Here is a 15,247-nt window from a genome sequence, read left to right as displayed (position 1 = left end):
GCCTGCTGGGCGGCCTTCGTCGCACTGCCTGCATGGGCCTGGCCTGCAGCGTCCTGGCGAGCGCGCTGCTGCCGGCGTCCGCCGCGCAGCCCACGCCATCGTCTTCGCCGCCCCCGGTGTTCTTCGACTGGTTCGAATACGCCGGCCGCGATGCCGCGTTCGAGCTGCCGCTGCCCGCCGGCCACTACCGCAATCCGGTCCTGGCCGGCTTCCATGCCGATCCCAGCATCGTCGCCGCCAACGGCCGGTTCTACCTGGTCAACTCCAGCTTCACCTACTTCCCCGGCATCCCGGTGTTCGAGAGCGAGGACCTGGTGCACTGGAAGCAGATCGGCAACGTCATCGACCGGCCCACGCAGCTGGACTTCGACGGCCTCAGCGTGTCGCGGGGCATCTTCGCGCCCACCATCGAGTTCAATGCCGGCACGTTCTACGTGGTCACCACGGCGACCGACAGCGGCGGCAACTTCATCGCCACCGCGAGCGATCCGGCCGGCCCGTGGTCCGATCCCCACTGGCTGCCCGGCATCGGCGGCATCGACCCGTCGCTGTTCTTCGACGACGACGGCAAGGTCTACCTGCTCAACAACGACGAGCCGCCCGGGCCGGCGCGCTACGACGGCCACCGCGCCATCTGGATGCAGCAGATCGACCTGGAGCGCTTCGAGCCGATCGGTCCGCGCAAGGTCCTGATCGACGGTGGCGTGGAGCCTGAAAAGAACCCGATCTGGATCGAGGGGCCGCACATCTACAAGCGCGAGGGCTGGTACTACCTGTCCGACGCCGAAGGCGGCACCGGCCCGCAGCACTCGCAGGTGGTGCTGCGCAGCCGCGAGGTTTGGGGCCCCTACGTGCCCTACGCGAAGAATCCGATCCTGACCCAGCGCGACTTGCCGGCCGATCGCCCGCTGCCCATCACCAACGCCGGGCATGCCGACCTGGTGGAGGGGCCCGACGGCAGCTGGTGGGCAGTGTTCCTCGCGAGCCGCAATTACCAGACGCGCCACTACAACACCGGGCGCGAAACCTATCTGCTGCCGGTGCACTGGCGCGACGGCTGGCCGGAGATCCTGCCGCCGGGGGAGGCGATTCCCTATGTCGTCGGCGCGCCCTCGTGGATGCGCGGCGAAGCCTCGCAGGCCCCTTCGACCGGGAACTTCGTGCGACGCGACGAATTCGACGGAGACACGCTGTCGATGGAGTGGATGCGCGTACGCGTGCCCAGGCAGGCATGGGCCGACCTGGCGACGCAGCCGGGCGCCCTCGCCGTGCATCCGTTGACCGAAGACCTGGACACCCTGCGCAATCCCGCGTTCCTCGGGCGCCGCCAGCAGCACCTGCGCTTCGAGGCGAGCACCTCGATGTCGCGACCTGCACCGGGGGTCGCCGCCGGCCTGGCCGCGTTCCAGAGCGAGGCCTACTGGTACTTCCTCGGCGTCAGGAGCGCCCCCGGCGATCGCGTGAGCGTGTTCCTGGAGGGCCGCGATGGCACGGGCACCACGCGGACCCTGGCCACGCGCGAAGTGGAGGCCGCTGACGACCTTCGCCTGAAGATCGAGGGCGACGAAGGCGACTATGCCTTCTCGTTCGACACCGGCGACGGCGCGGGCTGGCAGACGCTTGCCGGCCAGGTCGACGGCACCGTACTGAGCACCGATCGCGCCGGCGGCTTCGTCGGCGCCCTGTTGGGACCATTCGCGCGCGACGAGCGCAACCTGGGGAACGACTGATGATGGCCACGAACCCGTACATTCCAGCGACGCCGCGTGCGGCGTCCGGCCTGCGCGCCACTGCGCTGGGCATCGCGCTGCTGTTCGCCACCTCCGCCCAGGCTGCCGGTGAAGAGCCCTGGCTCGACCCCTCGCGGAGCTTCGAGGACCGCGCCGCCTCGCTGGTCGCGGAGATGACGCTGGAAGAGAAGGTCGCGCAGATGCAGAACGCCGCGCCGGCGATCGAACGCCTGGACGTGCCGGCGTACGACTGGTGGAACGAGGCCCTGCACGGCGTGGCGCGGGCCGGACAGGCGACGGTGTTCCCGCAGGCCATCGGCCTGGCGGCGACCTTCGACGTGCCGCTGATGGGGCGGGTCGCCACGACCATCAGCGACGAGGCCCGCGCCAAGCACCACCAGTTCATCCGCGACGGTTCGCACGGGCGCTACGAGGGCCTGACCTTCTGGTCGCCGAACATCAACATCTTCCGCGATCCGCGCTGGGGCCGGGGACAGGAGACCTACGGCGAGGATCCCTACCTCACCGCGCGCATGGGCGTGGCCTTCGTCAAGGGCCTGCAGGGCGACGATCCGGTCTATCGCAAGCTGGACGCGACCGCCAAGCACTTCGCCGTCCACAGCGGGCCGGAGGCCGACCGCCACCATTTCGATGCGCGGCCCAGCAGGCGCGACCTCTACGACACCTACTTCCCGGCCTTCGAGGCCCTGGTGAAGGAGGGCGACGTGGACGCGGTGATGGGCGCGTACAACCGTGTGTACGGTGAATCCGCGAGCGCCAGCCAGTACCTGCTGCAGGACGTGTTGCGCCGCGACTGGGGTTTCAAGGGCTACGTGGTCTCCGACTGCTGGGCCATCGTCGACGTGTGGAAGCACCACCGCATCGTGGAAACGCGCGAAGAAGCGGCTGCGCTGGCGGTGAAAAGCGGTACCGAGCTCGAATGTGGCGAAGAGTACGCCACCTTGCCCGAAGCGGTGCGCAAGGGCCTCGTCAGCGAAGCGGAAATCGACGCGTCCGTGACGCGGCTGTTCGCCGCGCGGATGCGGCTGGGCATGTTCGATCCGCCCGAGCGCGTGCGCTGGGCGAGGATCCCGTATTCGGTGAACCAGGCCCCCGCGCACGACGCGCTGGCACTGGAGGCCGCGCGGGATTCCCTCGTGCTGCTGAAGAACGACGGCGTCCTGCCGCTCTCGCGCGAGCTCAAGCGCATCGCCGTGATCGGGCCCACCGCGGACGACACGATGGCCCTGCTCGGCAACTACTACGGCACGCCGGCCGCACCGGTGACGATCCTGCAGGGCATCCGCGACGCGGCGGGGTCCGTCGACGTCACCTATGCGCGCGGGGTCGACCTGGTCGAAGGGCGCGACGACCCGGCGGCCACGCCGCTGATCGACACCGCCTACCTGCGTCCGTCGGCCGACTCCAGCGAGCGCGGCCTGCACGGCGAATACTTCAGGAACCGCGAGCTGACGGGCACGCCGGCCCTCGTGCGTACCGACGCGCGCATCGGCTTCCGCTGGGACCGCGGGTCGCCGACCGACAACCTGCTGGCGCGCGGCGAAGCCGCGCCGGGGCAGGATGTCCCGGACGATGGCTTCGGCATCCGCTGGAGCGGCCAGCTGCTGCCGCCGGTCTCGGGCCGCTACCGGCTCGAAGTCGCGGCCGACGACGGATACCGGCTGTACCTGGACGGCAAGCGGGTGCTTGAACGCTGGACGCAGGCCGATCGCCTGAGTGGCGACGGCGTGGACGTCGAGCTGGAAGCAGGGCGCGCCTACGACCTGCGCCTGGAGTACTACGATGACCAGCGTGACGCCGCGGTACGCCTGGCGTGGCGCATGCCCGGCGCGAAACCGCCGTTCGAGGAGGCCGTGGAACTCGCCCGCGACGCGGACGCCGTGGTGTTCGTCGGCGGCCTCACCGGCGACGTCGAAGGCGAGGAAATGACGGTCAGCTATCCGGGCTTCGCCGGCGGCGATCGCACCGACCTGCGCCTGCCCGCGACGCAGCGCACGCTGCTGGAAGCCCTGCAGGCCACGGGCAAGCCCGTGGTGCTGGTCCTGACCGGCGGCTCGGCGATCGCGGTGGACTGGGCGGACGCGACACTGCCGGCCATCCTGATGAGCTGGTACCCGGGCCAGCGCGGCGGCACCGCCGTGGGCGAGGTGCTGTTCGGCGACACCAATCCCGGCGGGCGCCTCCCCGTCACCTTCTACAAGGCCGACGAGGTGATGCCGGCGTTCGATGACTACGCGATGGAGGGCCGCACCTACCGCTACTTCCGCGGCACGCCGCTCTACCCGTTCGGCCATGGCCTCTCGTACACGCGCTTCGACTACCGCAACCTGCGCACCAGCGCGCAGGAGGTCGCGGCCGACGGGCGTCTGCGCGTGCAGGTGGACGTGGCCAACGCCGGCCAGCGCGCCGGCGACGAGGTGGTCCAGCTCTACGTGCGACCCGTGCGTCCGGCCCCCGGCGATTCCCTGCAGGAGCTGCGCGGGTTCCAGCGCATCCACCTGGCCCCTGGCGAGCAGCGGACCGTCGAGTTCGAGCTCGAGCCCGGGCAGGCATTGCGCCGGTACGACGCGGCGCGTGACGACTACGCGGTCGCGCCCGGTGCCTACGAGGTCCGCGTCGGTGGCTCCAGTGCCGATGCGCGGGCCCGCGCGACCTTCAAGGTGGAGGCGACGCGCAAATGAGCCCGACCGCCTCCACCACTCCGCTTGCATCCGCCGACGACGCCGGGAACATTCCTCGCATGGCCAGCACCGACCACACCTTGTCGATCCGGGAAAAGCTGGGCTACAGCCTGGGTGACCTGGCCGCGAACCTGATCTTCCAGACGCTGGTGACCTACCTGGCGTTCTTCTACACCGACGTCTACCGGCTGCCGGCGTCGACGGCGGCGACCATCATCTTCGTGGTCGGCATGCTCGGCGCATTCCTGTTCACGCCGCTGATCGGCATCCTGGCCGACCGCACGGCGACGCGCTGGGGCCGCTTCCGCCCCTGGATCCTGTTCACCGCGATCCCGTTCGGCGTGCTGTCGCTGCTGGCCTTCACCACGCCGGACCTGGGCGAGCGCGGCAAGGTGGCGTACGCGCTGGTCACCTACGCGCTGCTGGTCCTGGTCTACGCGGCCAACAACCTGCCGTACTCGGCGCTCAGTGGCGTGCTGACCGGCAGCATGAGCCAGCGCAACAGCCTGTCGGCCTACCGCTTCGTCGCGGTGATGATCGCGCAGTTCATCATCCAGGTACTGCTGATGCCCCTGGTGCTGATCCTCGGCGACGGCGACCGCGTGCAGGGCTTCGAGCGGGTGATGACCGTGTTCGCCGTGGTGGGCACGGTGTTCTTCCTGATCACCTTCGCCACCACCCGCGAGCGCATCGTGCCGACGAAGGCGCAGTCCGGCGGCGTGCTGCAGGACCTGTCGGACCTGGTCGCCAACCGGCCGTGGCAGGTCATGCTGGCGCTGACGATCCTGGTCTTCGCCAACCTGGCGCTGAAGGGCGGTACGTACATCTACTACTTCCAGTACTACATGAGCGAGGCGGCGCTGGCCGGCTTCCTGCAGGACACCGGCTTCAACGGCATGATCGACGCACTCAACGCCGCGCTCACCGGCATGGGCCTGGCGGGTTTCCAGTGGCCGGAGGACCCGGCGACCTCGGCCTTCAGCCTGTTCAACGGCAGCGGCATCATCTGCATGATCCTGGGCATCGGCGTGTCGCGCCGGCTGGCCGATCGCTTCGGCAAGCGCGACGTGTTCGGCGGGGCGCTGTTCGCGTCCACGCTGTTCCTGCTGGCGTTCTACGCATTCCCGCCGACCGCGGTCCCGATGGTGTTCGGCGCGTTCATGCTGCATGGCTTCTGCTACGGCATCACGATCCCGCTGCTGTGGGCGATGATCGCCGACGTCGCCGACTACTCCGAGCTCAAGAACGGTCGCCGCGCCACTGCGATCGTCTTCTCGGCCATGTTGTGCGGCCTGAAGATCGGGCTCAGCATCGGCGGCGCCCTCGTCGCGGGCATCCTCGCGCACTACGGCTACGTGGCCGACGCGGACCAGCAATCGGCGGCGGTCGTCGATGGCATCCGAATGACCGTGAGCGTCTACAGCGCGATCCCCTTCCTGGTCGCCGTGGCGCTGCTTTTCACCTATGAGATCGACAAGCGCATGGAGGCGCGGATCGAACGGGAACTGGGCGAGCGCAGGCGCGCCGCCGGGACGCCGGCGTGACGCCAGGAGCCACAGCCATGACAGACACGCTTGACCACCACGCCGCCCTTGCCGCCAACCCCTGCCTGGACGAGCTGGCCGCCCGTGCGATCTCCCGGCCGCTGGTGACCCACATCTATACCGCCGATCCCTCCGCCCACGTATTCGAGGGCCGGCTGTACATCTACCCCTCCCACGACATCGACGGCGGCGCGCCCTTCGACGACGAGGGCGGGCATTTCGGCATGCAGGACTACCACGTGCTGAGGATGGACGCGCCGGACGCCGACGCCATCGATTGCGGGCTGGCACTGCACGTGCGCGACGTACCGTGGGCAGACCGTCAGATGTGGGCGCCGGACGCAGCCACGCGCGACGGCCGCTACTACCTGTACTTCCCCGCCAAGGACCCCGGGGGCATGTTCCGCATCGGCGTGGCCATCGCCGAACGTCCGGAAGGGCCGTTCCGCGCGGAGCCCGAACCGATCCCGGGCGCCTATTCGATCGACCCGGCGGTGTTCGAGGACGAGGACGGGGCGCACTACCTGTACTTCGGCGGCATCTGGGGCGGGCAGTTGCAGAAGTACCGCGACAACCGCCATGACCTCTCGCACGAGGAGCCCGTCGGCGCCGATCCGGCGCTCGGGCCCCGGGTCGCGCGCCTGGATGCCGGCATGACGACCCTGGCCGAGCCGACACGGGAGGTGGTGATCCTCGACGAAGCGGGCCATCCCCTGCGGGCGGACGATCACGCCCGGCGCTTCTTCGAAGGCCCCTGGGTGCACAAGCACGACGGCCGCTACTACCTGTCGTACTCCACCGGCAACACCCACCTGCTGTGCTACGCCATTGGCGACAGTCCTTATGGGCCCTTCACCTATGGCGGGGTGATCCTGAAGCCGGTGGTCGGCTGGACCACCCACCATTCGATCTGCGCCTTCGACGGGCAGTGGTATCTCTTCTACCACGACGCCCTGCACTCGGGCGGCGTGACGCATCTGCGCTCGGCCAAGTGCACGGTCCTGCACCACGAGTCGGACGGTCGCATCCGCACGATCGATCCGTATGGCGGCTGATCCGGCCCGCGCCGCCTGGGACGATGCGATGGCCCCGATGCCGCCGGGGCCTTTGTGCCGGTTGCGACACGGCCCGCTGGAGGTCGCCCTGGCACCGGAAGCCGGAGGCCGCCTCGCGCAGATCAGGTTCGCCGGCGTGGACTGGCTGCTGGGCCCGGAAGAGGCGCCCGCGACGATCGCGTGGGGCTGCTATCCGATGCTGCCCTGGGCCGGTCGCCTGAGGGGAGGGCGCTTCGAGCTCGGGGGCCGCAGCCACCAGCTGCGGCGCAACTTCGGCGCGCACGCCATCCACGGGATCGGCTACTCGCGCCCCTGGGAGGTCGGCGCGCGGGATCCGCGGCAGGCACGGCTGTCCTTGTCCCTGCCGCGAGACGACTACTGGCCGTTCGGCGGCATCGCCACGCAGTCGGTGACGCTGGGCGATGCCTCGCTGCAACTGGCGCTGTCGGTGCAGGCCGGGGACCATGCAATGCCGGTCACCCTGGGCTGGCATCCGTGGTTCCGCAAACCGGAGCGGCTGCTGTTCGCGCCCGAGGCGATGTACCCGCGCGACGCGTCCGGCATCACCACCGCGCCCCCCGGGGCGCCCGGGCTCGGCCCGTGGGACGACTGCTTCATCGCCCACGACACCATCGTCCTCGAACGCGAGGGCCAGCGTCTCGGCCTGCGCGCCGATACCGATCACTGGGTCGTCTACGACGGCGACCCGTCCGCCACCTGCGTCGAACCGCAGACCGGACCTCCCGATGCCTTCAACCTGGCACCCCGCGTCCTGTCGCCCGGCCAGCGGGTGGACCTGGCCTTCGAACTTTCGTGGCGCCTTGAACACAGCGGGTGACGGGCTCGCCCGCCTGCAGCCTTCACAAGGAGAGTCACCATGCAGTTGAATCGCCGATCCACGCTACCGGTCCTCCGCGCCACGGTCGCCATCGCGGCGAGCATGATCGTGCTGTCGGCCGTGGCTCGGGACAGCGTGACGCCGCGCGCCAACCCGCTGTTCCGCGACCGCTTCACCGCGGACCCCGCGCCGCTGGTCGTCGGCGATCGCCTCTACCTGTATGTCGGCCACGACGAGGCCCAGCGCGACGAGATGTTCAACATGCGCGAGTGGCTGGTCTACTCGACCACGGACATGGCGACCTGGGTCGACCACGGACCGATCATGAAGGCCACCGACTTCGCCTGGGCCAAGGGCGATGCCTGGGCATCGCAGGCGATCGCGAAAGACGGCCGGTTCTGGTTCTATGCCGCCGTCGAGCACGACGACACCCGGCCGGGCAAGGCCATCGCCGTCGCCGTGTCGGACAGCCCCACCGGCCCCTTCGTCGACGCCAAGGGCGCGGCGCTCGTCACCAACGCGATGACGCCGCGGGGCACGCACAGCTGGGAAGACATCGACCCGACCGTGTTCACCGATGAGGACGGCACCACCTGGATCGCCTGGGGCAACCGCCAGTGCTACATCGCGCGGCTCAAGCCCAACATGATCGAGATCGACGGCGACATCACCGAGATCACGCCGCCGCACTTCGAGGAGGGCCCGTGGCTGCACAAGCGCGGCGCACTTTACTACCTGACCTACGCCTCGCTCGACCGCAGCACGCATCGCGACGAAAAGGTGTCCTACGCCACCGCGCCATCACTCCAGGGCCCCTGGACCTACCGCGGCGAACTCACCGGCTCGGGCAAGTACAGCTTCACCATCCACCCCGGCATCGTCGAGTTCAAGGGCCACTGGTACCTGTTCCTGCACAACGCCGCGCTCACCATCGGCGACCAGAACGGCGCCATCGGCAGGCGCGCCGTCACCGTCGAGCACCTGCAGTACAACCCCGATGGCAGCATGCAGCCCGTACTGCAGACCGAAGCGGGGATCTCCGTGCCGGCGCCGGATTGATTCGACGACGCCCTGGGTCCTGCTGTGCCGGCCTCGAGCCCAGGAAAAGCGGGGCCACCTGCTGCCGGACTCCGTATCCCGGACCCGACGGCCCAATCGCGTGCCCAGGCACTTCCGGGTCCGTCGCGGGTCTGCGGGGCGGTTCATGGCTCTCGCGGCCACGCGCGGACTACCGGGCATTCACGCCGCCGCCAGCCCGGCGAGCCGTCCAGTTGTTCAAGCGACCACGCGCCAGACGAACGCGGCCCCTTTTCCCGAAGCAGGGCAGCGCTTGCGGGCGCATCTCCAGGATTTTCCCTGCCGATCCGGCGCACCGCGCCACCGCTCCGGCGCAGCGGGCTGGCGATGGCGCGGGCTCCCGTGGTGAGCTAGCGTAGCCGCAACCTGTCCAGGCCCCCCACGCATGAAACCGCTTCGCGCCGCCCGGCACGCCTCTCCTCCCTTCTGGCTGCCGGTGCTGGCCGGCTTGCCGCTGGGCGCGTGCCTCCTGGTGATGGCGATGCCCATCCTCGGCCACGGCAACGCGACACTGTCGCGCACGCTGTACCTGTCCGCGTTCGTGCTGTGGGTGCTGCCGCTGACCGCCTTGCAGCGTGCGCTGTGGCGGCGTGGGATGGCCGCCTGGCGGATCGCTGGGTTGCTGCTCGCCGCGACCTATGCGATGGCGCTGTCCACGCGTCTGTTGAGTGTCGCGCTGCAGGCCTTCCTATCCGGCGACCTGATGCGGCTCGCGACTCCGGGCGTGGTCGACGTGCCGCTGCTGTTCCGTGGTCTGGAGGGCGCATGGCTGGTGCTTGTCGCGTACTGCGCCGTGCACGCGGTGGTCATGTACTACGCGGAGCTGCGGTACGAACAGGCGAGGCATCTCGAAGCACGCGCGCTGGCACGGGACGCCGAGCTGCGTGCCCTGCGCTACCAGTTGCAACCGCACTTCCTGTTCAACACCCTCAACGCCATTTCCACGCTGGTGGCGGAAGAACGCAGCGGCGAGGCCCGCCAGATGCTCGCGCGCCTCGGTGATTTCCTGCGTTCGGTGCTGGACACCCGCAACGGCCACGAGGTTACGCTGGCCGAAGAGGTCGCCATGACCGAAGCGTATCTGGAAATCGAGAAAGCCAGGCTGGGAAAACGCCTGCTTCCCTCATGGCAGCTCGGTGATGGCGTGCTCGCCGCGCATGTTCCGTACCTGCTGCTGCAACCCCTTGTCGAGAACGCGATCCGACACGGCATCGCACCCCGCAGTGCACCGGGACGTCTGAGCATCCGCATCGCCCGCGACGGCGCGCAACTCGATATCCGGATCAGCAATGACCTGCCAGAGGCTGACGATGCGCCGGCACATGAGGGCAGCCGCCCGGCGGTCGGGCTGGACAACGTGCGCGGCCGCATCGAGCGGCTCTACCCCGGCACGGCCCACGTGGAGGCGGGCGTCCGGGACGGTTGCTACCACGTCCGGTTGGTGCTGCCGGCGCGGACCTCGTTGGAGCCCGCTCCGTGATCCGCGTCTGCGTCGTCGATGACGAACCCCTGGCCCGGCGTGGCGTGCTCTCGCTGTTGGCGCCCTTCGATGACGTGGAGGTCGTCGGTGAGTACGAGGAGGGCGCCGCGGCACTCGCCGGCCTGCAGGCCCGAGGCCCGGATGTGGTGTTCCTGGACGTGCAGATGCCCGGCATGACCGGTCTCGATGTGCTGGCGGCGCTCACGCCATCCCGGAGGCCCCTGGCGATCCTGCTTACCGCGCACGACAGCTTCGCGGTCAGGGCCTTCGCCCTGAATGCCGTCGACTATCTGCTCAAGCCGATCGACGACCTCCGCTTCGCGGAAGCGATGTCGCGCGTCCGCACCCTTCTTCGTCTGCGCGATCTCGATGACCCCGGCAAGCAGCTTGCCGCCCTGCCGGCCCGCAGGTACCTGGAGAAGTTCTCGGTCAGGATCGGCCACCGCACGCTGTTCATCCGCGTTGACAGCGTGGCCTGGATCGGCGCCGACGGCGACTACGCCGTCCTGCATGCCGGCGAACGGACCTACATCGTGCGCGAGTCCCTGCACCAGCTGGCACTCCAGCTGGACCCCTCGCGATTCGTCCGCGTGCATCGTTCTTCGATCGTGCGCCTGGACCAGGTGGCGGAGATGCACCCCCTCACCAATCGCGATGCCATGCTGCGGCTGCATGATGGTACGCCGGTCCGCGTCAGTCGAACGTATATCGACACGTTGATTCGCGCGCTGCAGGCACACCGTTGATCCGTGTGGCGGGCGCAGCCGCACCGGAGCGGCGCAGCGCATGCACGTCCTGCCGCATCCCGCACGACATCCCGGAGACACGCGACTAGGGTGAGAGCTCCCCCGGCCGGAGTTCATTCATGTCCCTCACGCCTTCCCGCACGACTGCAGGTGCCGGCCTGGTGACGGCTTGCGCCGTGGCCATGCTGTTCGGCACCGCTCCCGCGATGGCCGCCGACACCTGCAGTGCCACATCGTCCGATGCCGCCAGTGCCACGTCACAACGCCTGCTGCAGGCGCTGGTCGACACCAACGGCGTGCCGGGCATGGGCGCCGCGGTATGGCGCGACGGCCACGTGGCGTGGACCGGCTGCGCGGGCTGGCGCGACGTCGAGGCACGCGCGCCCGTGGAACGCGACACCGTGTTCCGGCTGGCCAGCGTTTCCAAGGTCATAGCGGCCACCGGAGCGGCGAAGCTGGCCGAGGAGGGGAAGCTCGACATCGACATGCCAGTGGGCGACACGCTGCCCTGGTTGCCGCAAAGCTGGTCGCAGGTGACGGTGCGCCAGCTTGTCGCGCACGTCTCGGGTGCGCCCCACTACGCCGGCAATGACCTGCAGGTGCTCAGTCGCGTCCGCTATCCGACCGCGCGCGATGCCGTCGGGATCTTCTCCGGCCGGCCGCTGCTGTCGGCGCCCGGCACGGCGTACCACTACTCTTCGTGGGGCTACACGCTGCTGGGCGCGGTGATCGAAGCGCGTTCGGGCGAGCATTTCCTGGATTATGTCCGCCGCCACGTCGCCCCGGGCCTGGCGATCCATGCCGATGGCGACGCTCCGGCCACGCAGGCCTCACTGCTCTACGACATCGAACAAGGTGAAGCGCGCCGCGTCCGGCACACCGACATGAGCTATACCTGGCCCGGCGGCGGACTGGCTGCCACCCCGGAGGCCCTGGTGCGCTTCGGTGGTCGCCTCCTCGGGAATCACATCGTCTCCGCCGCGCGCTGGCAGGCGATGCAGCAGCCCACCCGCCTGGCCGATGGCTCTCCCGTGCATGAGCGCGACTATGAGGTCGGCTTTGGCTGGCGGCTCGGCCACGACGCCGATGGCGCCCGCATCGCGCACCATGCCGGTATCACGCCCGGCGCCCGCAGCGTGCTGGTCGTATGGCCCGAGCAGGACACGGCAACCAGCGTGCTGTCGAACGCGATGTGGGTGTCTGCGATGGAGCCAACGGCCCGGTTGCTGACGGCGCCGTTCCGGCCAGCGCCCGATGGACTGGTCGCGGCGGCGTGTCCCGCATCCGGCCGCCTGTCCGGCACGCTGGAGCGCGCGCGATTCCATGTCCCGGCCTCGTTCCGCATCGAGCACGGCCGCTGCGTCGGCGAACTGGTCGCCGACGAACCGCTGCGCACGTTCTTTGCAAGCGCCTACCAATGGCCCGGCCAGCGACTGCGCATCGTCTCGCTGGTCGCGGACGGCTCACTGTCGCGGGCCGCGCTCGCCACGCCGTTCGGTCTCTACGAACTGCGCGCCACGGGCGCACAGCGTTGGTCGGCCACGCTGAATGCCAAGACGACGCTCGAACTGGCCCTGTGACCCAGGCGCGCGCGCTTCCGGGGTCCTCGCGCGCTGTGCTTCCGACCCTGCCCCATCTTGAAAAGGAAATGGGAACGCAGGCGATTGAACGCCGAGTCGTGCATCCTGGCGCCCTCGTGGCCAGCCCGGCTGCTTGCACGGCCCGGTCAAGGCGTCGCCATCAGCCGCACGGGTTAGACCTCCCGCCGCCGAGCGGCGACAATGGGGCATTCGGGCCACCGCCAGCCCGTCGTGCCGTCCATGAGCCTTGCATCCCCCGCCCCTGTCGCGCCGTCGATCGATCCGGCCGCCCTGCGCCTGTCCGTCGCGCCGATGATGGACTGGACGGATTCGCATTGCCGGGTGTTCCATCGGCTGCTGGCGCCGCATGCGCGCTTGTATAGCGAGATGGTCCATGCCAATGCGGTGATCCACGGCGATCGCGAGCGCTTGCTGGGGATGGATCCGGTGGAGCATCCGGTGGCGCTGCAGCTGGGCGGCAGCGAGCCGGCGTTGCTGGCCCAGGCGGCGCGGATCGGCGCGGACTGGGGCTATGACGAGATCAACCTCAACTGCGGCTGCCCGTCCGACCGGGTGCAGGCGGGGCGCTTCGGCGCCTGCCTGATGCGCGAGCCGGGACTGGTGGCCGATTCGGTGGCGGCGATGGTCGCGGCCAGCGCCACTGCCGCGCGGCCGGTGCCGGTGACGGTGAAGTGCCGCCTGGGGGTCGACGACGACCACGACTACGATCGCTTCCGCGCCTTCGTCGACACCGTCGCCGAGGCAGGCTGCGGGATCTTCATCGTGCACGCGCGCAATGCCTGGCTGCAGGGCCTGAGCCCGAAGGAGAACCGCGAGGTGCCGCCGCTGCGCTACGACTGGGCATACCGCCTCAAGCGCGAGCGGCCCGACCTGCAGGTGGTCGTGAACGGCGGCATCGCCGACGCGGAGGAGGCCACCGCGCACCTGGCGCACGCCGATGGCGCCATGCTCGGTCGCGCCGCCTACCACACGCCCTACCTGCTGCACCGCCTCGACGTGGCCTGGTTCGGCGGTCAGCTCCAGCCGCGCGCGGAGCTGCTGCGGGCGATGCGGCCGTACGTGGAGGCGCAACTGGCGCGCGGGGTCTTCCTCAAGCACATCAGCCGCCACCTGCTGGGCCTGTTCGCCAACGAGCGGGGCGGGCGGGCGTTCCGCCAGGTCCTCAGCGAGGGCGCGCACAAGCCCGGGGCGGGGTGGGCGCTGGTCGAGGAGGCGATCGCGATCACCGAGTCCTTCGCCCAGCCCGCCGTGCAGGACGCGTGATCACCCGCGACCCCGGGGCCTTCCTCGCGCTGGCCCGCGGCTGCGGGCCGGACTTCGGGCCGGCGACCGCGCGCGCGGCCTTCCTGGTCGCGCCGGAGGGCTTCCGCCGGGCCGAGCAGTCGGCGCTGGACAACGCCTACATGGCAGAGGCCCCGGCCTTCGAACCCGAGCGCGCGCTGGCCCAGCACCGCGCCCTGCACGCCGCGCTGGCCGCGTCCTGCCCGGTCCTGTGCTTTCCCGGCGACCCGGACACCCCCGACGCGGTCTTCCCCAACAATGCCTTCGCCAGCGCGCCGGGCCGCCTGCTGGTCGGCCGCATGCGGCACCCGGTACGGCAACGCGAAACCGCGCGCGAGGACATCCGCCGCTTCTTCGGCGAGGTCCTGGGCGCCCGCACGATCGACCTGTCCGGGCAACCACACCCCTGCGAGTTGACGGGCTCGCTGGTCATCGACCGGGCGCGCGGACTGGGCTACTGCGGCCTGTCCGAGCGCTGCGACGAGGACGGCGCCCGCCTGATGCACGAGGCCTTCGGCCTGCGCACGACCCTGGTGTTCGATCTTGCGCCGGGCGAATACCACGCCAACGTGGTGATGAGCGTGCTGGCCGGACGCTGCGTGCTGCTGTGCGAGGACGGCTTCGCGTCCCCGACGGCGGCCGCGGCCATCGCGGACCTGTACGCCCCGCATGCGATCCGCCTGTCGGCGGCCGAGCGCCAGGGGTTCGTCGCCAACTGCCTGGCCCTGGACGCCGGCACGGTCTGGATGAGCGCCCGCGCCGGGCGCGCCCTGGACCCGCTGAACCGCGCTGCCCTGGGCCGGGCGGGGTTCGTCGTGCGTGAGGTGCCGCTGGACGCCATCGAGGCCGCCGGGGGCTCGCTGCGCTGCTGCGTCGGCGAAATTTTCTGAGTGTCCTCAATCACTTGTCTTTCACACTGAATGCAGGCCAGCACTTGCCAATAACCTGAATGCGTGGCTGAATGGGCCTCGTCCCGCACCGGAAAAGTTCAGACCGGATTCACCGCCTGATTCAGAGAATGCCCCTGCAGCCCAACGCCCGCAGCCCATTCCCCCTCCGCCGTCCCAGCGGTGGCCTGCGAGGCACGTCCCGGAGTCGCATGACCAACTTTTCCACCCCCGCCTTCACGTCCCGCGTCGCCGCAGTCAGCCTGCTTGCCGTCTCTTTGGCGGTGATGGGCGGCGCGTCCGCGC

General features: G+C 69.9%; 11 protein-coding genes. All 11 read left to right on the top strand.

Annotated features, from left to right (window positions below):
* The first annotated feature begins 32 nt into the window (after positions 1 to 32).
* Complete coding sequence (locus FKV25_RS02780) at positions 33 to 1,730, top strand: glycoside hydrolase family 43 protein (protein WP_141517310.1); 1,698 nt, start codon at positions 33 to 35, stop codon at positions 1,728 to 1,730.
* On the top strand, positions 1,730 to 4,432 hold the full coding sequence (locus tag FKV25_RS02775; RefSeq protein WP_246071862.1) for a glycoside hydrolase family 3 protein: 2,703 nt from the start codon (positions 1,730 to 1,732) through the stop codon (positions 4,430 to 4,432). The genes FKV25_RS02780 and FKV25_RS02775 overlap by 1 nt, the downstream gene beginning before the upstream one ends.
* A 59-nt stretch (positions 4,433 to 4,491) precedes the next feature.
* Positions 4,492 to 5,976, top strand: coding sequence for an MFS transporter (locus tag FKV25_RS02770; protein WP_141517272.1), 1,485 nt, complete (start codon positions 4,492 to 4,494; stop codon positions 5,974 to 5,976).
* A 17-nt stretch (positions 5,977 to 5,993) separates the two neighbouring features.
* Entirely contained in the window at positions 5,994 to 7,031 is a 1,038-nt protein-coding gene (locus tag FKV25_RS02765) for a glycoside hydrolase family 43 protein (protein WP_141517271.1), read from the top strand.
* Positions 7,021 to 7,869, top strand: a complete 849-nt coding sequence (locus FKV25_RS02760; protein WP_141517270.1) for an aldose 1-epimerase — start codon at positions 7,021 to 7,023, stop codon at positions 7,867 to 7,869. The genes FKV25_RS02765 and FKV25_RS02760 overlap by 11 nt, the downstream gene beginning before the upstream one ends.
* 39 nt (positions 7,870 to 7,908) lie before the next feature.
* On the top strand, positions 7,909 to 8,928 hold the full coding sequence (locus tag FKV25_RS02755; protein ID WP_211345348.1) for a glycoside hydrolase family 43 protein: 1,020 nt from the start codon (positions 7,909 to 7,911) through the stop codon (positions 8,926 to 8,928).
* Between the two features lie 403 nt (positions 8,929 to 9,331).
* Positions 9,332 to 10,426 carry a sensor histidine kinase gene (locus FKV25_RS02750; RefSeq protein ID WP_141517269.1) on the top strand — a complete coding sequence of 365 codons (1,095 nt, stop codon included), beginning with the start codon at positions 9,332 to 9,334 and terminating at the stop codon, positions 10,424 to 10,426.
* Positions 10,423 to 11,172 carry a LytR/AlgR family response regulator transcription factor gene (locus FKV25_RS02745; RefSeq protein ID WP_141517268.1) on the top strand — a complete coding sequence of 250 codons (750 nt, stop codon included), beginning with the start codon at positions 10,423 to 10,425 and terminating at the stop codon, positions 11,170 to 11,172. The genes FKV25_RS02750 and FKV25_RS02745 overlap by 4 nt, the downstream gene beginning before the upstream one ends.
* Before the next feature lie 119 nt (positions 11,173 to 11,291).
* Positions 11,292 to 12,752 (top strand): serine hydrolase domain-containing protein, encoded by a 1,461-nt coding sequence (locus tag FKV25_RS02740; RefSeq protein ID WP_141517267.1) that lies wholly within the window; start codon positions 11,292 to 11,294, stop codon positions 12,750 to 12,752.
* A gap of 240 nt (positions 12,753 to 12,992) precedes the next feature.
* Entirely contained in the window at positions 12,993 to 14,036 is a 1,044-nt protein-coding gene (gene dusA / locus FKV25_RS02735) for a tRNA dihydrouridine(20/20a) synthase DusA (RefSeq protein ID WP_141517266.1), read from the top strand.
* Positions 14,033 to 14,944 carry an arginine deiminase-related protein gene (locus FKV25_RS02730; protein ID WP_141517265.1) on the top strand — a complete coding sequence of 304 codons (912 nt, stop codon included), beginning with the start codon at positions 14,033 to 14,035 and terminating at the stop codon, positions 14,942 to 14,944. The genes dusA and FKV25_RS02730 overlap by 4 nt, the downstream gene beginning before the upstream one ends.
* The last annotated feature ends 303 nt before the right edge of the window (positions 14,945 to 15,247 follow it).

Origin of the sequence: Marilutibacter aestuarii, assembly GCF_006546775.1 — a bacterium.
Taxonomy (GTDB): Bacteria; Pseudomonadota; Gammaproteobacteria; order Xanthomonadales; family Xanthomonadaceae; genus Marilutibacter; species Marilutibacter aestuarii.
The sequence above is the reverse complement of the archived record's forward strand: the minus strand, read 5'-3'. Positions and strand labels throughout refer to the sequence as shown.